General features: G+C 72.6%; 15 protein-coding genes. 7 read left to right on the top strand and 8 right to left on the bottom strand.

Annotated elements, in window-relative coordinates:
• Positions 1-367 precede the first annotated feature (367 nt).
• From QEZ54_RS32790 to QEZ54_RS32780, 3 genes are read right to left on the bottom strand one after another with little or no spacing between them, the layout of a single operon-like run.
• Positions 368-1,327, bottom strand: coding sequence for a VWA domain-containing protein (locus tag QEZ54_RS32790; protein ID WP_281308643.1), 960 nt, complete (start codon positions 1,325-1,327; stop codon positions 368-370).
• Positions 1,324-2,340: a DUF58 domain-containing protein gene (locus QEZ54_RS32785; protein ID WP_281308642.1), complete on the bottom strand. Its 1,017-nt coding sequence runs from the start codon at positions 2,338-2,340 to the stop codon at positions 1,324-1,326. Before QEZ54_RS32785 ends, QEZ54_RS32790 begins: the two co-directional genes overlap by 4 nt.
• Positions 2,337-3,353, bottom strand: a complete 1,017-nt coding sequence (locus QEZ54_RS32780) for a MoxR family ATPase (protein WP_281308664.1) — start codon at positions 3,351-3,353, stop codon at positions 2,337-2,339. Before QEZ54_RS32780 ends, QEZ54_RS32785 begins: the two co-directional genes overlap by 4 nt.
• Before the next feature lie 1,168 nt (positions 3,354-4,521).
• Here QEZ54_RS32780 and QEZ54_RS32775 point away from each other — a divergent pair.
• From QEZ54_RS32775 to QEZ54_RS32750, 6 genes are all read left to right on the top strand, one after another.
• Positions 4,522-4,728: an acetone carboxylase gene (locus tag QEZ54_RS32775; RefSeq protein WP_281308641.1), complete on the top strand. Its 207-nt coding sequence runs from the start codon at positions 4,522-4,524 to the stop codon at positions 4,726-4,728.
• A 376-nt stretch (positions 4,729-5,104) separates the two neighbouring features.
• Positions 5,105-5,593 (top strand): PH domain-containing protein, encoded by a 489-nt coding sequence (locus QEZ54_RS32770; RefSeq protein WP_281308663.1) that lies wholly within the window; start codon positions 5,105-5,107, stop codon positions 5,591-5,593.
• Positions 5,590-7,248, top strand: coding sequence for a PH domain-containing protein (locus QEZ54_RS32765; RefSeq protein ID WP_281308640.1), 1,659 nt, complete (start codon positions 5,590-5,592; stop codon positions 7,246-7,248). The genes QEZ54_RS32770 and QEZ54_RS32765 overlap by 4 nt, the downstream gene beginning before the upstream one ends.
• Positions 7,245-7,409, top strand: coding sequence for a hypothetical protein (locus QEZ54_RS32760; protein ID WP_281308639.1), 165 nt, complete (start codon positions 7,245-7,247; stop codon positions 7,407-7,409). Before QEZ54_RS32765 ends, QEZ54_RS32760 begins: the two co-directional genes overlap by 4 nt.
• Before the next feature lie 66 nt (positions 7,410-7,475).
• Complete coding sequence (locus QEZ54_RS32755) at positions 7,476-7,865, top strand: hotdog domain-containing protein (RefSeq protein ID WP_281308638.1); 390 nt, start codon at positions 7,476-7,478, stop codon at positions 7,863-7,865.
• A complete protein-coding gene (locus tag QEZ54_RS32750; RefSeq protein ID WP_281308637.1) occupies positions 7,862-8,713 on the top strand; it encodes an MBL fold metallo-hydrolase in 852 nt (283 codons plus the stop codon). Before QEZ54_RS32755 ends, QEZ54_RS32750 begins: the two co-directional genes overlap by 4 nt.
• Position 8,714: 1 nt before the next feature.
• On the opposite strand, the gene QEZ54_RS32745 is transcribed toward QEZ54_RS32750, so the two are convergent.
• From QEZ54_RS32745 to asnB, 4 genes are read right to left on the bottom strand one after another with little or no spacing between them, the layout of a single operon-like run.
• Positions 8,715-9,257 carry a hypothetical protein gene (locus tag QEZ54_RS32745; protein ID WP_281308636.1) on the bottom strand — a complete coding sequence of 181 codons (543 nt, stop codon included), beginning with the start codon at positions 9,255-9,257 and terminating at the stop codon, positions 8,715-8,717.
• Positions 9,258-9,288: 31 nt separating this feature from the next.
• A complete protein-coding gene (locus QEZ54_RS32740; protein ID WP_281308635.1) occupies positions 9,289-9,699 on the bottom strand; it encodes a hypothetical protein in 411 nt (136 codons plus the stop codon).
• A gap of 9 nt (positions 9,700-9,708) precedes the next feature.
• Positions 9,709-10,209 carry a hypothetical protein gene (locus QEZ54_RS32735; protein WP_281308634.1) on the bottom strand — a complete coding sequence of 167 codons (501 nt, stop codon included), beginning with the start codon at positions 10,207-10,209 and terminating at the stop codon, positions 9,709-9,711.
• A gap of 55 nt (positions 10,210-10,264) precedes the next feature.
• Positions 10,265-12,280 (bottom strand): asparagine synthase (glutamine-hydrolyzing), encoded by a 2,016-nt coding sequence (gene asnB / locus QEZ54_RS32730; RefSeq protein WP_281308633.1) that lies wholly within the window; start codon positions 12,278-12,280, stop codon positions 10,265-10,267.
• Between the two features lie 61 nt (positions 12,281-12,341).
• On the opposite strand from asnB, the gene QEZ54_RS32725 reads away from it, so the two are divergent.
• Positions 12,342-13,790 (top strand): aminopeptidase P family protein, encoded by a 1,449-nt coding sequence (locus QEZ54_RS32725; protein ID WP_281308632.1) that lies wholly within the window; start codon positions 12,342-12,344, stop codon positions 13,788-13,790.
• Positions 13,791-13,914: 124 nt separating this feature from the next.
• Here QEZ54_RS32725 and pulA read toward each other — a convergent pair whose 3' ends face one another.
• On the bottom strand, positions 13,915-19,671 hold the full coding sequence (pulA, locus tag QEZ54_RS32720; protein WP_281308631.1) for a pullulanase-type alpha-1,6-glucosidase: 5,757 nt from the start codon (positions 19,669-19,671) through the stop codon (positions 13,915-13,917).
• Positions 19,672-19,788 lie beyond the last annotated feature (117 nt).

Below are 19,788 nucleotides of genomic sequence, written 5' to 3'. Positions count from 1 at the left end.
CCACCGACTGACACGCGCTTGCCCCTGCCAGCCCTGCGGTCCACCTGACCGCTGCGGTGGGCGCCCCGCGTGCCTCGCGCCTTCGCCAGTTGTTCTTTCCCGGTCATGACTCTGAACCCGCGTGCCCCTCTGTTGCCCCGAAACGACAGCAGCCACCGGAGATTCATCATGAGCCGCTACGTAGCGCCCTTGGGCTTCACCCTTGCCGCGACCTGGGTAGGCGCCCTGTTCATCCTGCTCAGCAAGTGATCCGCTGAGCCCCGCCACGGCAGCGCCGCCGCGGCCGCACGACCGCAGTTGCCTGGCAATCGGGCGTATCACCCACCCGGGTACGCCCGATTGCCAGGCAAACGGTCAGCCTGCCACCTCAGGGCAGGCGCGAGGTCCACAGCAGACTGAGCGCGCCGGCGCCTAGGCAGCACAGCAGCGCCGCGGCACCGAACCACTGTCCGATCTCGCGCGGCACGGTCCGGTAGCCGATGGACGAGCCCATGTCCTGGTACACCTGGGTCAGCTCGGCCGCCGACGCCGCCTCGTAGAAGAAGCCGCCGGTCGTCTCGGCCAGCCCCGCCAGCGCCTGCCGGTCCACCGGCACCCGCTGCAGCTGACCGGCGATGTCGACCACGCCGGCGTCGGTGCCGAACGCGATCGTGGTGACCGGCACGTTCGCCTCCACCGCGGCCGCCGCCGCCTCGTCGATCGAGCGCCCGTACGTCCGGTACCCGTCCGACAGCAGCACGATCCGCGCCGGCGGCGGCTCGTCGGCGCCGTTGTCGGGCACCGACCGGATCGCGTCCAGCGCCGTGAACACCGCCTCCCCGGTCGCGGTCGCCTCGGCCAGCTGCAGCCCGTCGACGGCCTCGCGTACCGCCGCCCGGTCCTTGGTCGGCGCCACCAGCACGTTGGCCGACTTCGCGAAAGACACCAACCCCAGGTTGTACGAGACCGGCAGCTCGTCCACGAACGACTTGGCCGACTCCTGCGCCGCCTCGATCCGGGTCGGCGCCACGTCGTCGGCCTGCATGGACAGTGACACGTCGATGGCCAGGATCACGGTCGCCCGCTCCAGCGGCTCCTCGGTCTGCACCGACGGCCGCGCCAGCGCGGTGACCAGTGCGAACAGCCCCAACAGGAACAGCCCGGCGGCCACGTGGCGGCGCCAGCCCAGCCCGCGCGGCACCAGCGAGCGCAGCAGCTCCAGGTTGCTGAACGGCACCGCGGTGTCGCGGCGCCACCGGCGCAGCAGGTGCCGCCCCAGGTACGCCGCGGCCAGGCCCAGCACCGGCAGCAGCGCCAGCAGCCACCCCGGCGACAGGAACGTGATCATCGGCTGCCTCCCCCGGTCCGGCGGTGCCGCTGCGCGGCCACGAAGCGCACCAGGTCCAGCAGCCAGTCCGAGTCGGTACGCAGCCGCACCTGCCGCGCCCCCGCCGCCCGGATCGCGGCGGCCACCCGTTCGCGCTGCGCGGCGGCGGCCACCCGGTAGCGCTCACGCAGCCGCGCGTTGCCGGTCTGCACCTCGTGCCGCCGGCCGGTCTCCGGATCGACCAGCTCCAGCACGCCCGCGTCGGGCAGCTCCAGCTCGCACGGGTCCAGCACCTCGATCGCCAGCACCTCGTGCCGTACCGCCAGCTTGCGCAGCGGCCAGCCCCACCGCTCCGGCGGATCGAGGAAGTCCGAGACCACCACCGCCAGCCCTCGCCGCCGGGGCGGACTGTTCAACGCCTCGATCAGCCCCGCCAAACCGTCCGCCGCTCGAGTCGCCGCGCGACTGGGCGTATCTTGCGAGGCCGTTGGCCCGATTGCCTGGCAACTCGAGCGGGTCGCGGCGGCCGGCCGGTCGCCGTTCGCGGCCTCGATAAGGCGTGCGACGGTGCGGAGCAGTCCTTGGGCCTCGCGACGGCCGGGCAGGGCGGGACGGCGGACCAGGTAGCCGCCGCGGGTGGCGATGACGGCGCCGACGCGGTTGCCGCCCCGTACCGTCAGATGCGTCATCGCGGCGGTGGCGGCCAGCACCAGGTCGCGTTTGAGCAGGCGGGCGGTGCCGAAGTCGAGGCTCGGCGACAGGTCCAGCGCCAGCCACGTCTCCAGCTCCCGGTCGGCGACGGTCAGCCGCACGTGCGGGACCGTGGTGCGCGCGGTGACCGGCCAGTCCATCCGGCGCACGTCGTCGCCGGTGCGGTACTCCCGCGACTCCCCCGCCTCGCTGCCCGGCCCCGGCAGCAGCCCCAGGTAGTCGCCCTGCAGCAGCCCGTCCAGGCGCCGGTTGACCAGCAGCTGCAACCGGCTGAGCGCCGCCGAGCCGGTGTCGCCCGCGGCCGGGGCGGCCGTGCCGGTCATGTCGCCTGCTGGCGCGGCGCGACCGCGGGCAGCGGCACCGCCGACAGCACCCGGTCGACCACGTAGTCGGCGGGCACCTCGTCGGCGAGCGCGTCGTACGACAGCACCAGCCGGTGGCGCAGGATGTCCGGGGCGATGTCCTGCACGTCCTGCGGCAGGGCGTAGTCGCGCCCGCGCAGCAGCGCCAGCGCGCGGGTCGCCCGGACGAGGCCGAGCGAGGCGCGCGGGCTGGCGCCGTACTGGATCAGCCGGGCGACGTCGGGCATGCCGTGCTCGCCGGGGTCGCGGGTGGCCAGCACGAGCCGTACCGCGTAGTCGACCAGGGCGTTGTGCACGAACACCTGGTCGGCCCGTTGCTGCAGGCCGACCAGGTCGGTGGTGGTCAGGATGGGGGCCGCGCGCGGCGGCGTCACCCCCATCCGGTACACGATCTCGCGCTCCTCGACGTCGGTCGGGTAACCCACCAGCACCTTGAGCAGGAAGCGGTCGCGCTGCGCCTCCGGCAGCGGATACACCCCCTCCTGCTCGATCGGGTTCTGCGTCGCCATCACCAGGAACGGATCCGGTACGGCATGGGTCCGGCCGCCCAGCGACACGTGCCGCTCGGCCATCACCTCCAGCAGCGCCGACTGCACCTTCGCCGGCGCCCGGTTGATCTCGTCGGCGAGCAGGAAGTTCACGAACACCGGCCCCAGCTCGACGTCGAACGTCTCGCTGCTGGCCCGGTAGATCCGGGTGCCGACGATGTCGGCGGGCACCAGGTCCGGGGTGAACTGCACCCGCGCGAACGAGCCGCCGACGACCGTCGCGAGCGTCTCCACGGCCAGCGTCTTGGCCACCCCCGGTACGCCCTCCAGCAGGCAGTGCCCGCGCGCCAGCAGGGCCACGAACATGCGCTCGACCAGCCGGTCCTGGCCGACGATCACCTTCTTCACCTCGAACAGGGCCCGTTCGAGGTGGGTGGCGTCCTGGGCGGGACTGACCGGCGCCGCCACGGTCGGCGGCGGCGGGATGTCGACGGGGTCGTCGTAGGTGGTCGGGTGCACCACGGCTCCTTACATGCTGTCCGGACGCGGTCCAGCCGCCCGCCGGCCGCGCCGTACCAGCGGCTGGGGCCCAGCCTGGCACGTCAAGCCGACGTATGCGGCAAATACGTGTGAAAACCGCTTATGACAGCATCACAGACACTGATCTTTCCGGTCCGGGATTTCATCCGAATGGATGCGCTCCGCGCTCTTCCCTCGGCGCCCGGCGCGTGGTTAATATTTCGGCGTTGCCGGGCGGCTTCCCCCGTGGCCGCCCGGCACGCCAAACACCTCGGCCGAGCCCCGCTCGGCCGTTTCGCATTTCCACCCAGCCCCAGCCCCAGCCCCTGCGCCATCACCCCAGCCCAGCGCCAGGACCCGCACCAGCGCCAGGGCCAGCGCTACGGTCTGCGCCAGCGCTAGGGCCAGCGCCAGCGCTAGAACCTGCGCTAGCGCTATGGTCTGCGCCAGCGATAGAGCCAGCGGCAGCGGCAGTGCATCCAGCCCGGTGAGCCTGCCTCGGCCAGCCCGGCTGACGCCGGAGGCGGCTCGCGGAAGCGGCGAGTACCGCAGCCGGCTGCAGGACCGGAAGCGGCTCGCGGAGGCGGCTCGCGGAAGCGGCGAGAACCGCAGCCGGCTGCAGGAGTGGCGGCTGGCGGTGATCGCCGTCTGGGGTCACCACCTCGGGTCAAGGTTTCCTGATCGCCGTTTGCGGTCATAACCTCATCTGGAGACGGTCATTTTGACCGAGGAACGCGATCATCGGCCGAAACAAGCCCCAAGATCACGACTTCCGGTCACTTCGCTACGCGAACACCGGCCGAAACGCCATCTTTAGCCCCGGAACGCCGATCACCACCGGCAGCGCGCACGGAAGATCGCGACCTAGGGTCGGTTTCCTGCACACCCCGCCGCCTAAACCACCACTCCGACCGCAACCGGCGATCACTCCGCACTAGCAGCGCCCACACCGACCGAATCCGATGCGCCCGCCCCGCCGGGGCCGCCGACTTGCCCGTGCGCACGCCCCGCCGGGGCCGCCGACTTGCCCGTGCGCACGCCCCGCCGGGGCCGCCGACTTCCCGATGCGCACGCACGCCCCGCCGGGGCCGCCGACCGAATCCGGTGCGCCGCCCTGCCCGGTACGCTGCCAGCCGTGACTGAGGAAGCAGCCCCGCTGATCTGCTCGCGCAAGGGCTGCCGCGCCCCCGCCACCTGGGAACTGCGCTGGAACAACCCGAAGCTGCACACCCCCGACCGGCGCAAATCCTGGCTGGCCTGCGACGAGCACCGCGAGAACCTGTCGGAGTTCCTGTCCGTCCGAGGCTTCCTCCGCGAAGTGCTGCCCCTCCAGCCCTCTTGATCCCTCCGCACCACTGTCGCTTCCAGTCCCCCTCTTTCCCGGTCCCGCTTACCCGCCCGGCTCCGCCCGCCCGGCTCCGCCTCGCCCGCCCGATCCCGCCTCGCCTGCCCGGTCGCGCCTCCCCTGCCCGGTCGTGCTCATTCCGCCGGACCGGCGAAGGCGGTCGGCAAGACGGTCAGTGACTTCGGTGGTGGGCGGTCGGTGGGATCGGCGGTTGAAGGTGGGCGGTCGGAGGTGGGCGGGCGGAGGTGGGTGGGCGGAGGTGGGTGGTGATCGGCTCGGGGCGCTGGCCGTGACCTGATCGTCTATCGTCGAACGCGTGAGCGAGCCGTCAGCCGCACTTCCCGTCGGTGAGCCGGTGACGTCCGGCAACCCAGTGACCAGCGCCCTGGACCCGGGGCCGCAGCGGGGCTGGCACCCGGTCTCGCCCCGGCTGGCGTGGCTGGAACTGACCCGGATCGCCATCGACACCGCGCTGCTGGTCGGTGCGTGCGGGGTGGCCTGGTCGTTCCTCGGCTACCGCTGGCTGCCGGTGGCGGCGGTGGCGCTGCTGGCCCTCAACACCTTCCGCGCCGTCGTCTCGGTGCGGGCCGCCCGCTCCTACGGCTATGCCGAGCGCGAGCGCGACCTGCTGGTGCGGCACGGCCGGATGGTGCGCCACCTGTCGATCGTGCCGTACGCCCGGATGCAGTTCGTCGATGTCACCGCCGGTCCGCTGGAGCGGATGTTCGGCCTGGCCACGGTGCAGTTGCACACCGCGGCGGCGGCCAGCGACGCGACCGTGCCGGGCCTGGCCCCGGCCGAGGCGGTCCGGCTGCGCGACCGCCTGGCCGCGCTCGGCGAGAACGCCGGTGAGGGCCTGTGACCGAGCCCGGCCCGTCCGGCACGACCCCGGCCCCGCCCGGCGGCACCTCACTCGGGTCGCCCGCCGACGACCCGGGCCGCGTGCAGGACGCCACCGCGCGCTTCGGCGACCTGCGCGACGCACCGGGCGGCACAGCCCGCCCCGACAGCCTGAGCGACGCACAGGACCCCACTGCTCACCCCGATGACCTGAACGGCGCGCCTGCTGCCACGGCACACTCCGATGACCTGAGCGGCGCGCCTGCTGCCACGGCACACTCCGACGACCCGAGCGGCGCGCGGGGCGCCACGGCACGCCCCGGCGAACCCGGCGGCGGGCGGGGTGGGGCGGCGGCGGGTGGGGAGCCGCGTACGCGGTTGCATCCGCTGACGCCGGTGCTCAAGAGTGTGCGGACGCTGGCGCTGATCGTGGCTGCGGTGTCGTGGCGCGGCCTGCAGAACCTCGGGCCGGCGCACTATGCCGAGGCGCTGCTGGCGCTGCTGGTGCTGGTGCTGCTCTACTCGGCGCTGGCGTGGCGCTTCACCGGGTACGAGGTGGTGGGCCGGGAGTTGCGGGTGCACGAGGGGGTGCTGTCGCGGCGGGTGCGGGCGGTGCCGCTGGAGCGGTTGCAGTCGATCGAGGTGGTGCAGCCGCTGCTGGCGCGCCTGGCGGGCCTGGCCGAGCTGCGGCTGGACATGGCCGGGGGCGCCAAGTCGGAGGCGCCGCTGGCGTTCCTGCCGCTGGCGGAGGCGACCGCGCTGCGGGCGAGGCTGCTGGCGATGGCCGCCGCCGCGCCGGGTCACCCGCCCGCTGCGGCCGCGAGCAGCAGCGCCGACGAGCCGGCCGCCGAGGCCGAACCCGCCGACGTGTTCCGGGTCGACAACACCGACGTGCTGCGCAGTCAGCTGCTCACCCCGCCGGTGATGTTCACGCCGCTGGCGGTGCTGTTCATCGTCGGGCAGCTGATGTTCAACAGCGACTTCGGGATCTTCGCGCTGGCGAGCATGGTCACCGCGGTGGCCGGTACCGTCGGCGCGCCCGCGATGCGGGTGCTGAACTTCTGGAACTTCCGGCTGGGGCTTGCCGCCGACGGCCGCCTGCGCATCCGGCACGGGCTGCTGGAGACGCGCAGCCAGCTGGTGGCGCCGCACCGGGTGCAGTCGCTGACGGTGACCTGGCCGCTGCTGTGGCGGGCCAAGGGCTGGCTGCGGGTGACGCTGGCGGTGGCGGGTCAGCGCGGGCGCGAGCCGGGCCAGGAGAGCCGCGCCGAGACCGACCGGCTGCTGCCGGTGGCCACCGTCGACACGGCCCGGTCGCTGATTCCGCTGGCGGTGCCGGGGGTGGATCTGCTGGCGCTGCCGCTGGTGCCGGTCCCGGCCGCGGCCGGGTGGCTAGCGCCGCTGCGGCGGCAGGTGCTGCGGGCGGGGCTGCTGGACGGCGCGTTCGCCTCGGTGGACGGGCTGGCGACGCGGGTGCTGACCGTGGTGCCGTACGCGCGGATCCAGAGCGTGCGGCTGCGCCAGGGCCCGCTGCAGCGCCGGCTCGGGCTGGCCACGGTGCTGGTCGACGTGGCGGGCGGGGCACCGGCCACGGCCGCGCACCGCGAGCTGGCGCAGGCGGTCGCCTGGGCCGACGAGTTGACCGCGCGGGCGCGGGCGGCGAGGGAGGCCGGATGACGGGCGAGGACGCGCCGACGCCGTGGGTCGTCTGGCGGCAGGACGACAACGGCAACCGGTTCGTGGTGCGGCGCTGCGCGACCCGGGCCGAGGCCGACGAGCTGGCCGAGACGATGGAGGCCCGCGGCCACAAGCAGCTCTACTGGGTCGCCGAGGCCTGACCCGTCCGGAAAGGATCATGGTCGCGCGCGGCGCGGGCGGGCGGGGCAGGCCTTAGGCTGGGGCACATGGCTGCGCAGCTCACAGCGGGACTCACGGCGAAGGTGCAGTTGACTGTCGGTGACGCCGACACGGCCCAGGCGCTGGGCTCCGGCGACGTGCCGGTGCTCGCGACGCCGCGGGTGGTCGCGCTGGCCGAGGCGGCCACGGTCGCGGCGACGGCGCGGGCGCTGGAGTCGGGCCAGACCACCGTGGGGGTACGGGTGGAGCTCGACCACCGCGCCGCCACCCCGATCGGCCGCCTGGTGACCGCCGAGGCCCTGCTGGCGAAGGTCGACGGCCGCCGCCTGTTCTTCGAGGTGACGGTGCGCGACGGCGATACGGTCGCCGCCGAGGCGAAAGTGGAGCGGGTGCTGGTCGACCGGCACCGCTTCCTGGAGAAGGCGATGCAGCCATGACCGACTTCACCGAGGTGGCCGACGGCGTCTTCGTGCTGGTGTATCCGACGCTGCGGGTCAACTGCACCCTGATCGTCGGCGACACCGGCGCGCTGCTGGTCGACACGCTGTCGACCCGTGCCCAGGCGCGCGAGCTCGGCGACGCCGCCGCGCGGATCACCGCCAAGCCGCTGGGCCTGGTGAACACCCACTTCCACTACGACCACTGCCTGGGCAACGCCACCCTGGCCGGGCCCTCGACCCCGATCTGGGGCCACCCGGACTGCGTGCGCGAGCTGCGCGACCACGGCACCGCCTGGCAGCGGGCCTGGGAGCAGGAGCTGCTGCCCGAGGACGAGGCGCTGGCCCGCGAGGTGGGCCGTACGCCGATCCTGCCGCCGAACCGGCCGGTGCCGCACCGCGACGTGGTGGATGTGGGCGGACGGACGGTGACGCTGCAGTGGCACGGGCGCGGGCACACCGCGGGCGACCTGGTCGCCACCACCGGTTCCGTGGTGGTCGCGGGCGACCTGGTCGAGGAGGGCGCGCCGCCCGCGTTCGGCGACGCGTTCCCGCTGGACTGGCCGGAGACGCTGGCGTCGCTGGCCCGGGCCGTGCCCGCCGACGCGATGATCGTGCCGGGCCACGGAGAGCTGGTCGACACCGAGTTCCTCGGCATCGCGCACGAGGAGCTGGCCGCGCTGGACTGGCTGATCCGCGAGGCGCACGGCGACGGCGCCGACGTGGCGAAGGTGGCCGCGGCGAGCTCGCTGGCCCGCTGGGGCGGCCCGGGGCTGCGCGAGGCCGAGCTGGCGGTCCGCCGCGGCTACGCCCAGCTGGACGCATCCACGGCGAACACGCTCGGGTGACCTACTTGATGGCGTAGCCCCGCTTGAGCAGCTGGTACGCGTCGCCCTTCAAACCCTTGTCGTCGGGCACGGCGAAGTCGACCGCGTCGGCGATGCGGTTGATGGTGCAGAAGATGCCGCAGATGTGGATCACGTCGCGCACCCCCTGTTCGGTGACGCCCGCGTCGTACGCCGCCTCGACCAGCTCCGGCCCCGTCTCGTCCGGCTTGAGGGTCAGGGTCTCCAGCAGCGCGAACGCGGCCCGCAGGCCGGGGCGCAGCGGCGCGGTGCGCCAGTCGGCGAGCGCCGCCCGGGTCAGCTCCGCGCCCAGCGTCGCGTCGACGACCGCGGCGTGGCTGCCCTCGCAGAACCGGCACTGGTTGAGGTGCGACACGAACGAGGCCATCAGCTCCCGCTCGCCGATGCTCCACTCCGAGGGCCCGCGCAGCACCTGGTGCACCCACTCGGTGAACGGCTCGCCGAAGAACTCGCGCCGGTAGTGCAGGATGTGCAGGATGTCCGCCGGGGGGCGGCCGCTGGCGAGCCGGATGAGTTTGAGTTTCACCCGGTCGCTGAAGCGCCAGGATCGGGACAGGCTAGGCAACCGCACTGCGCACCGCCCCGGTCACGGCCGGGCGGGCCTGCGGCGGCACCCGGGGCGGCGAGGCGGTGGCCAGGCGGGCCTCGGCGCGGGCCAGCGCGGCCAGCCCGGCGTCGACGCGGCGCTGGCCGGCGCCCACCGACACGGCGACGGTCAGCTCGTACACCTGGTCCTCGGACCAGCCCGCGGCGAGCAGCTCCCGCACCTGCTCGTCGGTGCTGCGCCAGGCGTGTTCGCGCAGCGTGGCGACGTAGTCGCGCAGTTCCCGCGACACCTCGTCGAGTTTGGCGGCGGCGACCGCCTGGCGCACCCGCGCCGGGGTCGAACCTGGTCCTTCGAGGACCGCGTGCCGCAGCACGGCGAAAAGGTCCTCCGGGCGTGCGGATTCATCGTTTTGCAGGGGCACGAGGGCACCTTAGGTCGCGTTGGCCTTGTCCGCCAGATCCAACCACCCGGTCGCGTCCAACGGCACACCCTCGCGGGCCAACGCCGCCTGAAGCTGGGCTGTCGAGGGCGTGACCGCCAGTCCGAACAGGATGTCGGACGGCCCGTCGGCCCTGATCCGGCCGGACGGGTCGTCGCAGATGAGCACCGAGACGCCGCCGGCGGACGGCGCCGGGCAGCGCAGCAGCACCGCGCCGCTGCCGCTGGCGCGCAGCCGGCGGGCCGGCCGCAGTGGTGGAACCGTCGGGCCGTACAGGGCGGCGAGGTCGGTGCTGGAGATCAGGAGCAGGTCGGCCCGCCAGGCGAACTCCTCGACCAGCTCGCGCAGGTACGGCAGCGCCGCCGCCGGGGCCGCGCTGACGTCGGCGTCGAACAGCCGCGGCGGCCCCGGCACCTGCCAGGACCCGCGGGCGGTGACGAGCAGGTCCGGCCTGAGCAGCGACGACACTCCACACAGGATCACCTGCGTCACTGCGCCTCCCCGGCCGGTATGGGTACCGAGGCTCAGCATGGCACGCTGTTCACTGTTAGGAAACCATCGATCCGACCACCGGCTTGGTGAGCAGCGCCGAGGCGTTGCGGCCCACGCCCGGGTCGAGTGTGCGGGCCACGAAGACGGCGTGCCACACGCAGAACACCAGCACGGTCCAGATCTTGCGCGAGTTGTCGGCCGCCCCGGCCCGGTGCGCCTTGAGCAGCCCGTCGACGTAGGTCAGGTCGAGCAGGTCGTCGGCGCCGGAGGTGTGCAGCATTTCGCGGGCCCAGTCGTACATCTCGCCGGCCAGCCAGACGCGGGTGGGGGTCGGGAAGCCGAGCTTCGGGCGGTGCACGATGGCGGGCGGGACGATCCCGGCCAGGGCCTGGCGCAGCGCGTACTTGGTGGTGTGCGAGCGGGGCGGCACCTTCAGCTCGCGCGGGATCTTCGCGGCGACGTCGAACACCGCGCGGTCCAGGAACGGCACCCGCAGCTCCAGCGAGTGCGCCATCGACATCCGGTCGGCCTTGACCAGGATGTCGCCGCGCAGCCAGGTGTGGATGTCGACGTACTGCATGGTGGCGACGTCGTCGAGGCCGTCGGCGCGGGCCTGGGCGAAGTAGGGCGCGGTGATGTCGGTGTACTTCGCGGCGGCCTCGACCGCCTCGGGGCGGCGCAGCAGGCGGCGCAGTTCGGCCTCGTCGGTGAAGATGCGCGAGTTGCCGCAGAACCGCTCGGTGAGCGGGGTGGTGCCGCGTTCGAGGTAGCTCTTGCCGCGTACGCCCTGCGGGATGGCCTTGGAGATGGCGCGCAGCCCGCGGCGCATCCCGGCGGGCAGCCGGGTCACCGGGGCCAGCGACAGCGGCTCGCGGTAGATGCCGTACCCGCCGAAGAACTCGTCGGCGCCCTCGCCCGACAGCACCACGGTGACGTGCTCGGCGGCGGTCTGGGCCACGTGGTAGAGCGGGACCAGCGACGGGTCGGCGACCGGGTCGTCCAGGTGCCAGACGATGCGCGGCAGCGCCTTCATCATGTCCTGCGCGGTGATCTTCGTCGGGATGGTGGTGACGTCCAGGGCCCGCGCCGAGTCCTGGGCCACCTCGATCTCGGAGTAGCCGGGCACGTCGAAGCCGACGGTGAAGGTCAGGATCTCCGGGTTCCACTCCCGGGCCAGGGCGACCACGGCGGTGGAGTCGATGCCGCTGGACAGGAAGGCGCCGACAGGCACGTCGGAGCGCATGTGCAGCCGTACGCTCTCGCGCAGCGTCTCGCGGATCTCGGCGAACAGCCGCTGCTCGTCGGAGACCGGGGTCGGGCGCAGCACCGGGCGGAACCAGCGGCGCACGGTCAGCTCCCCGCCGGTACGCGCCCCCGGGTCGGCCCCCGGCCGCCAGGTCAGGCACTCCCCCGAGCCGATCCGCTCGATGCCCCGGTGCAGGGTGTGCGGCTCGGGGACGTACTGGAAGGTCAGCAGGTGCGACAGCTCGACCGGGCCGATGCCCGCGTTGCCGGCGGTGGCGCTGGCCGCGAACGGCAGCAGCGACTTCTTCTCGCTGGCCAGGTACAGGCCGTCGACGGTCTGCAGGTAGTGCATGGGCTTGATGCCGAACGGGTCGCGGGCGCCGAACGCGACCCGCTCCTGCCGGTCCCAGATGACGAAGGCGAACATGCCGCGCAGCCGGTCCAGCACCGCCTCGCCCCAGTAGTGGTACCCCGCCACGACAGTCTCACCGTCGCCGAGCGTCGCGAACGGGGCGCCGAACTCGGCGGCCAGCTCCTCGCGCAGCTCGACGTAGTTGTAGATCTCGCCGTTGAAGGTGAGCACGTACCGGCCGGGCTCGGCCCCGTCGACCGCCGACTCGGCGGGGGGCCAGGGCAGCGGCTCCTTGGAGAACTCGACGTCGATGATGGCCAGCCGCTTGTGCGCGAAGATCGCGTCGCGGTCGACGACCTCCAGGCCGGTGTCGTCGGGGCCGCGGTGGTGCATCCTTTCCAGCGCCTCGGCGAGCGGTCTGGCGAAGGCATCAACCGTGGCATGGCTGCTGAAAAAGGCTAAAAGTCCACACACGTGGGCAATCATGCCACCCGCGAGCGGGCGATAGGCTTCAAACACACAAGGAGGCAGTCAGATGAACGACCAAGAGAAGAAGGGCACCGAGTCGCACGACCCCGCGTACCCGGAGAAGTTCCTTCAGTTCATGCGGTCCGGCTGGAGCGACACCGAGCTCCCGGTCACGCTCAGTGACGGCGCACCGAACCACGCCAAGCGGCGGGCGGCGCTGTCGGCGGCGTTCACCGGCGAGACGCTGGTCATCCCGTCGGGCCACGAGATGGTGCGCGCCAACGACACCGACTTCCCGTTCCGCCCCGGCAGCGACTTCGTCTACCTGACCGGCGAGCACGACCCGGAGAGCGTGCTGGTCCTGCGCCCGAACGGCGCCGGCCACGACGCCGTGCTGTACGTGCGCCCCCGCTCCCCGCGCGACACCGACGAGTTCTTCAAGGACCGCCGCTACGGCGAGCTGTGGATCGGCCGCCGCCACACGCTGCGGGAGAAGGCCACCGAGCTGGGCATCGAGACCGCCCACCTGGACACCCTGCCGGGCGTGCTGGACGAGCTGGCCCCGTCGCGCACCCGGGTGCTGCGCAACCTCGACCCCAGCGTGGACGCGGCGGTGCGGCAGACCAGCCCCGACCGCGACCGCGAGCTGGCCTACGTCATCTCCGAGATGAAGCTCGTCAAGGACGAGTGGGAGATCGCGCAACTGCAGGACGCCATCGACGCCACCATCCGCGGCTTCGAGGACGTCGCCCGGATCATCCCGGCCGACCGGCCGGTCTCCGAGCGCCTCATCGACGGCGTGTTCGGCCTGCGCGCCCGCCACGACGGCAACACGGTCGGCTACAGCTCGATCGTGGGCAACGGCGCGCACGCGGCGATCCTGCACTGGATCCGCAACGACGGGCGCACCAAGCCCGGCGAGCTGCTGCTGATGGACATGGGTGTGGAGAACCGCAACCTCTACACCGCCGACGTCACCCGCACCATCCCGGTCAGCGGCGCGTTCACGCCGCTGCAGCGCCAGGTCTACGACGTGGTGTTCAAGTCGCAGCAGGCCGGCATGGACTTCATCAAGCCCGGCGTGAAGTTCCACGACGTACACGTGACCTGCATGCGGGTGCTCGCGGAGGGCCTGTCCGACCTGGGCATCCTGCCGTGCAGTGTGGACGAGGCGATGGACAAGGACTCCGGCGTCTACCGCCGCTGGACCCTGCACGGCTTCGGCCACATGCTCGGCATCGACGTGCACGACTGCGCGCACGCTCGCAACGAGAAGTACCGCGACGGCGAGCTGGCCGAGGGCTACGTCCTCACCGTCGAGCCCGGCCTGTACTTCCAGCCCGAGGACGAGATGGTCCCGGCGGAGCTGCGCGGCATCGGCATCCGCATCGAGGACGACGTCCAGGTGACGGCCACCGGCTGCCGCAACCTCTCCGCCGGCCTCCCCCGCACCAGCGCCGACGTCGAGTCCTGGCTGGCCGCCCAGCGCGAGTCCGGCCCCCGCCTCCCCGGCTGACGCCCCCACCCACCCCGTCGATCATGAACTTATGGACGTGTTCGACGGCGTGTCTCCACCCTGGCACCGTGATCAACGAGAAGGGGCGGCCCGCCGACAGCGGGCCGCCCCTTCGCCGTCGCGCCTAGCGGGTGGTGAAGACCGCCACGGTGCGGGCCGGGACCGTGAAGGTGCCGGTGGCGGCGGTGAAGGTGGACTGGCGGACGGCCGGGTCGGCCGAGGTCGCCAGGACCGGGTGCAGGGCCAGGTGGGCGCCGCGCAGGGCGGCGACCGTCTGGGTGGTGGACGCCGGGGTCGCGTTGAACACGACCACGATCGTCTCGCCGCCCCGCTTGAGCTGCATGGTGATCACGCCGGGGGTCTCGGTGGAGCCGGACAGCGGGAAGGACACGTACCGCTGCACGTCTTCGGCCGTACCCAGGCTGAAGAGGCCGCTGGACGCGCGGACCCGCAGCAGTTCGGCGAAGCGCGCGCCCGCCAGGTCGATCGCCTGGCAGGTGGGCACCAGCGACGCGTCGGCCAGCAGCGGCCTGGCGTACGGCCACTTGCTCGAGTTGTCCGCCGCGGGCGGCAGCCCGCGCCCGAACCCGTTGCCGTCCGCGCAGTCCCACTGGATCGCGTTGAACCAGTCACCGGAGTTGAACGAGTTGCGGTCCAGCGACTTCGACCGCAGCCGGTCCGAACCGGCCGTGACGAACCCGGTGCCCTGGCTGAACACCACGGTCGACAGGGCCAGCACCTGCATCCGCGCCCGGTCCAGCGCCCCGGTGCCAGCGGGCAGCTTGTACGCCAGCGCGTCGAACAGGATCTCGTTGTCGTGCGCGTCGACGTAGGTCACCGCCTCGCCCGGCGCCCTGGTGTATCCGGCCGGCGAGCCGTTGTAATCCACCTCGGCGCCGGTCACCTCCGCCCCCGACGAGTCGGTGAAGGAGAACCCGGCCAGGTTGCCGGCCAGCCCGACCTTGATCTGGTCCTGCTGGTGCAGCAGCCGCGCCCGCTGCGCCGCCGCGTTGCCGTTCACGGCGTCGCCGTTGGGGTCGGTGAACAGCCCCGAGGCGAAGCCCTGGATGCGCGGGTTGTCGTCGAACGGGCCGCCGCCGCGGACCGCGTCGCGCAGCCGGTCGTTGAAGGTGCCGATGCCGGTACCGGCCATCTCGGCCTGGGTGGCCTGGACGAACCGGGCGTTGTTCGCGACCTCGCCGAAGTTCCAGCCCTCGCCGTAGAGCAGGACCGCCTTGCCGTCCACCCCGTCACGGGACACGGTGAGCTTGTCCAGCGCGGCCCGCACGTCGAGCAGGTTCTGCTTCGGGTGGTGGCCCATCAGGTCGAACCGGAAGCCGTCCACCTTGTACTGCTTGGCCCAGGTGACGACCGAGTCGACGACGAGCTTGCCCATCATCGTGTGCTCGGGCGCGGTGTTGGCGCAGCAGGTGGAGTTGGCGACGGTGCCGTCGTCGAGCAGCCGCTGGTAGTAGCCGGGCACGATCTGGTCCAGCACCGAGTGCGGGTCGGTGCCCGCGGCCGAGGTGTGGTTGTAGACCACGTCCAGGACCACGCGCAGGCCCGACTTGTGGATGCCGTCCACCATGGACCGGAACTCGGCATTGCGCGCCGTACCGGTCGGATCGACGGCGTAGCCGCCCTCGGGCACGGTGTAGTGCAGCGGGTCGTACCCCCAGTTGTAGCCGTCGGTGGCCGCGACCGCGCCGACGCACTCCTGCTGGGTCTGCGCGTCACGGGGCAGCGACGGCAGGTCGCAGGCGGGCTGCTGCTGGTCGGCGCGCAGCTCGGGGATGGTGGCGAAGTCGAACACCGGCAGCAGGTGCAGGTGGGTGACCCCGGCCTGAGCCAGCGACTTCAGGTGCTTCATCCCGGCGGTGGACGGGTCGGTGAAGGCGGCGTAGGTGCCGCGCTTACCGGCCGCGACCGTGTCGTCGGCGACGGAGAAGTCCCGCACCGACAGCTCCTGGATCTGCGCCCGGCCCGTGTACGACGGGCTGCGCACCGCCCCGGCGGGCAGCGTCGTGCCCAGATCCACCAGCAGGCTGTGCGTCGAGTTCGCCGCCAGCGCCACCGAGTACGGGTCGGTCACCGAAGCCGTGACCACCTGCTTCGTGGCAGGCTGCCACGCGGTCACCTTGAACCGGTAGTACTTGCCGGTCCAGCTCGCCGGACCCGACGCCTTCCACACGCCGGTGGCGTCGTCGCGGTCCATCTCGACGGTCTGCGGCTGCGCCGACGGGTTGTCGAACAGCTCCAGCGCGACCTGCGTGGCCGTCGGCGCCCACACCGACACGCTCGCCTTGCCCTTGCCGACGACCGGCCCGAGGACGGCCTTGGCCGCACCGGCGTACACGTCGTCGAGCGCGCCCGGGATCTGCACCCCGGTCGCCGAGATCAGCTTGCCGGTGTGGTCGCTCTCGGTCACCACGAGCTGCCCGCGCAGCGCCGCCTTGACCGCGGCCAGGTCCGCCCCGGTCAGCCCGAACGCGCCGTACGCCCACAGCTGCGGGAACGCCTGGCGCTGCCGCTCGGTCAGCCAGCCGCGCGCGGCCAACCGGATCCGGGTGAAGTCGCCGGCGATCGCCCCGTCCACCACCGACAGCCCGCCGTGCGGGGCCGCCAGCAGCTCGTAGACGTGCCCGTCGGTGTCGCGCTTGTTCCAGGCGACGGTGCCCCGGTCGATCCACTGCGCGTACGACTTCGTCAGATCGATGTCGAGCGCGGCGGCCTTCTCGCCCGGACGCAGGTACTTCTGCTGACCGGACAGCATCCAGACCTCGTGCCCACTCTTGGCGAAGTCGAGCCGCTGGTCGCTGGGCAGGTCCTTCTCGTCGCCCCGGTGCACGATGTAGTTCAGCCCGGTCGCCCCGTCGACCAGCGGCACCCGCCAGTACGCGCCGTACGCGTCGGTGCCGGTCGGCAGCATCGGGCTGCCCCAGTCCACCGGGTCGGCGTTGCCGTCCCACAGGTGCAGGCCCCAGCCGGTGTAGTTCCCGTCCTCGCGGCGCAGGTGCAGCACCGCGGTGTGCTCGGCGGCGGCCCGGGTCGGGTGCACGGCCGCGTCACCGGACGCGATCCACGCCTCACCGATGCCCATGTCCACAGCCTGGTCCGCGCCGGGGTCCTTGGCGTCCCCGTTGTGGATGATGAAGTTGACCGACTTCGTCGGGTCGCCGACAGGCACGTTCCAGTATGCGCCGAACGCGTCGGTGCCGTCCGGCTGCCGCGGGCTGCCCCAGTCGGTGCCCGCCCCGGACGCCAGGCCGTCGCCCCACAGGTGCAGGCCCCAGCCGGAGTACGCCCCGTCGGGGCGCTTGTAGTGGATGCTGACGTGCCCGGTGGCCGCCGCGAGCGAGGAGTACACCGCCGCGTCGCCGGACTTCAGCCAGATCTCGCCGACCCGGCTGGGGTCGAAGCTGCGGTCGGCCTCGACGTCCTTGGCACCGGACCCGTCGACCACCAGGAAGCCGACGTTGGTCGCGCCCGGCTTGACCTTCACCCAGGCGAACCGGCCGTACGCGTCCTCGCCCGCGAAGGGCTGGCCCTGCGGCCACGGGTGCTGACTGTCGCTGTCACCCCAGGTGTAGACGCCCCAGGGGGCGTAGTCGCCGTCGCCGCGCTGGTAGTGCACCAGCACGTACTCGCGCTGCGCGGCCTGCTGCGGGGAGGCGACCGTGATCGCCGAGGTGGCGGCCGCGGTGCGGCCCTCGCTGTCGCGGACGACGGCCTTGTAGTGCACCGCCGTGCCGCCGGCCAGCCCGGTCAGGTCGTGCTGGACCGTGTACGGCGCGTGCGTCGCGGTGCCGAGCACCTTCCAGGCACCGGTGCCGGCCTGCGCCGCGAACGTCACCGTCGCGGTCGGGTCGCCGCTGACCTGCGCGGTGACCGTGGCCAGGGTCGCCACGGCGGCACCGTCGGCCGGGGCCGCGATCGAGACCTGGGGCGCGCCGGCGGACGGCAGCGGCCGGTCGGCCCGCAGCACCACGCTGGACAGCGCCGGGACCTCGATCGTCAGCTTGCCGTCGGCCCCGGCGGCCGGACCGGCGCCGATCGCCGGGTAGATCTTCCCGAAGCTCGCGCCGGGGGTCGCCGTGTCGACGGTGACGGTGCGGGCCTCGGTGGCCGAGTTGGTCGCCACCACGTACTCGACGCGCTCGCTCGGCAGGATGCGGGAGAAGGCGAAGACGCCGTCCCCGGCGTGCCGGGTGAGCTGGACGCCCTCGCGCAGGGCCGGGTGCGCCTTGCGCAGCGCGGCCAGGTCGGCGATGGCGCGGTAGAGCGGGTGGGTGGTGTCGTACTGGTCGACCGCGTGGGTGCGGTCGGTGCCGAGCAGGTCGTCGTCGAGGTAGTCGGCGGCCTGGCTGGCGAACATGTCCTGGCGGGCGTCCTTGTCGCCGCCCGCGCCGGTGAAGCCCTGCTCATCACCGGAGTAGACGACGGGCTGGCCCCGGGTCAGGAACATCAGCTCGTGGGCGAGCCGGTCGCGCAGCAGCGCGCTGTCGGCGTCCGCGCCGCTGCTGCGGATGAACGTGCCGATGCGGCCCATGTCGTGGTTGCCCAGGAAGGTGGGCAGGCTGCTCGCGTCGGTGCCGCGGCTGGTGTACGCGCCGTCGGCGGCGTACAGGTCGGCCAGGCCCTGGCCGGAGCCGCCGGTGACGAAGCCCTGCGCGGCGGCCTGGAAGCCGAAGTCGAGCGTGGCGGGCAGCTGACCCTGGCGCACGAAGCTGGAGGTGATCGCCGGGTCGGCCGAGTAGACCTCGCCGAACATGAAGAAGTCCGGCTTGCCGGCCTTCGCCGCCGCTCGGGCGATGCCCCGGCTGAACTGCGGCCAGAAGTCCATGTCGACGTGCTTGACGGTGTCTAGCCGGTAGCCGTCGATGCCGGTCTGCGAGATCCAGTCGCTGTAGATCTTCGTCATGCCCCGCACGACCTCGGGCCGCTCGGTCCACAGGTCGTCCAGGCCGGAGAAGTCGCCGTAGGTGCTGTTCTCACCGGAGAACGTGGAGTTGCCCCGGTTGTGGTACATGGTCGGGTCGTTGAGCCAGCCGGGCACCTTCACCTTCGCGTCGGCCGGGCTGGCGAACGTCGGCGTGTACGGGAACGACGCCCCGCTCACCGCCGGGAAGCCCTTGCCGCCCGCCGCGTAGTTGGCGTCCTCGAAGCTGCGCCCCTGCGCGTCGGTGTACGGGCTGGTCTTCTTGTCCACGTACGAGTACTGGTTCTCCTCGTACTTGATGACGTCGGCCGTGTGATTGACGATCACGTCGAGGTAGATCTTGATGCCCCGCTGGTGCGCGAGCTTGACCAGCTTCTTCAGGTCCGCGTTCGTCCCGAAGTGCGGGTCCACCTGGGTGAAGTCGGTGATCCAGTAGCCGTGGTACCCGGCCGAGGCGTCCGCGCCCGTGCCCTGCACCGGCCGGTTCTTGAACACCGGCGCCAGCCAGATCGCCGTGGTGCCCAGGCCCTGGATGTAGTCGAGCTTGTCGATCACGCCGGCCAGGTCGCCGCCGTGGTAGAAACCCTTGTCCGCCTTGTCCAGGCCGGTGCGGAGCCGGTCGCCGGCCAGTCCGCCCCTGTCGTTGCGCGGGTCGCCGTTGGCGAACCGGTCGGGCAGTACGAAGTAGAACTGCTCGGCCCGGCGCGCGGCGGACGAGCCAGCCGCGGCGGCCAGGGCGGCGTCGGTGGGTTCGTCGCTGAACCAGACCTCGCCGGCCTCGGTCCACTGCCGGGCGGGGTCGTTCAGCGCGCGGATCACCACGATCGGCGCGGCGCCGACGAGCAGCGCGAGGAGTCCTATCAGGAGGTAGCGGCCGTGCCGTGAGGTGCGGCGGTGCACCGCCGCCACGGCACGCGCGGCCAAGGCGCGAAGGGGTGTCATGGGGGCTTCTTCCGTGTGGGTATCGAGGGTCACACGAGCATCAGGCGCAACATACGGGTAACTGAAATGTTTCCGCAAGAGGTTGCAAGATATGACAGCACCCGGCAACTGAGCGCA

It is taken from the genome of Catellatospora sp. KI3, from assembly GCF_029948125.1.
Taxonomy (GTDB): Bacteria; Actinomycetota; Actinomycetes; order Mycobacteriales; family Micromonosporaceae; genus Catellatospora.
Note: the sequence above shows the minus strand (reverse complement) of the source record. Positions and strands in the feature narration are given on the sequence as shown.

Bases quoted from the DNA above. Each gene is read 5' to 3' on its own strand.
- QEZ54_RS32760 (WP_281308639.1), top strand. From the start codon at position 7,245: ATGACGGGCGAGGACGCGCCGACGCCGTGGGTCGTCTGGCGGCAGGAC.
- QEZ54_RS32750 (WP_281308637.1), top strand. From the start codon at position 7,862: ATGACCGACTTCACCGAGGTGGCCGACGGCGTCTTCGTGCTGGTGTAT.
- QEZ54_RS32725 (WP_281308632.1), top strand. From the start codon at position 12,342: ATGAACGACCAAGAGAAGAAGGGCACCGAGTCGCACGACCCCGCGTAC.
- QEZ54_RS32785 (WP_281308642.1), bottom strand. From the start codon at position 2,340: ATGACCGGCACGGCCGCCCCGGCCGCGGGCGACACCGGCTCGGCGGCG.
- QEZ54_RS32790 (WP_281308643.1), bottom strand. From the start codon at position 1,327: ATGATCACGTTCCTGTCGCCGGGGTGGCTGCTGGCGCTGCTGCCGGTG.
- QEZ54_RS32755 (WP_281308638.1), top strand. From the start codon at position 7,476: ATGGCTGCGCAGCTCACAGCGGGACTCACGGCGAAGGTGCAGTTGACT.
- pulA (WP_281308631.1), bottom strand. From the start codon at position 19,671: ATGACACCCCTTCGCGCCTTGGCCGCGCGTGCCGTGGCGGCGGTGCAC.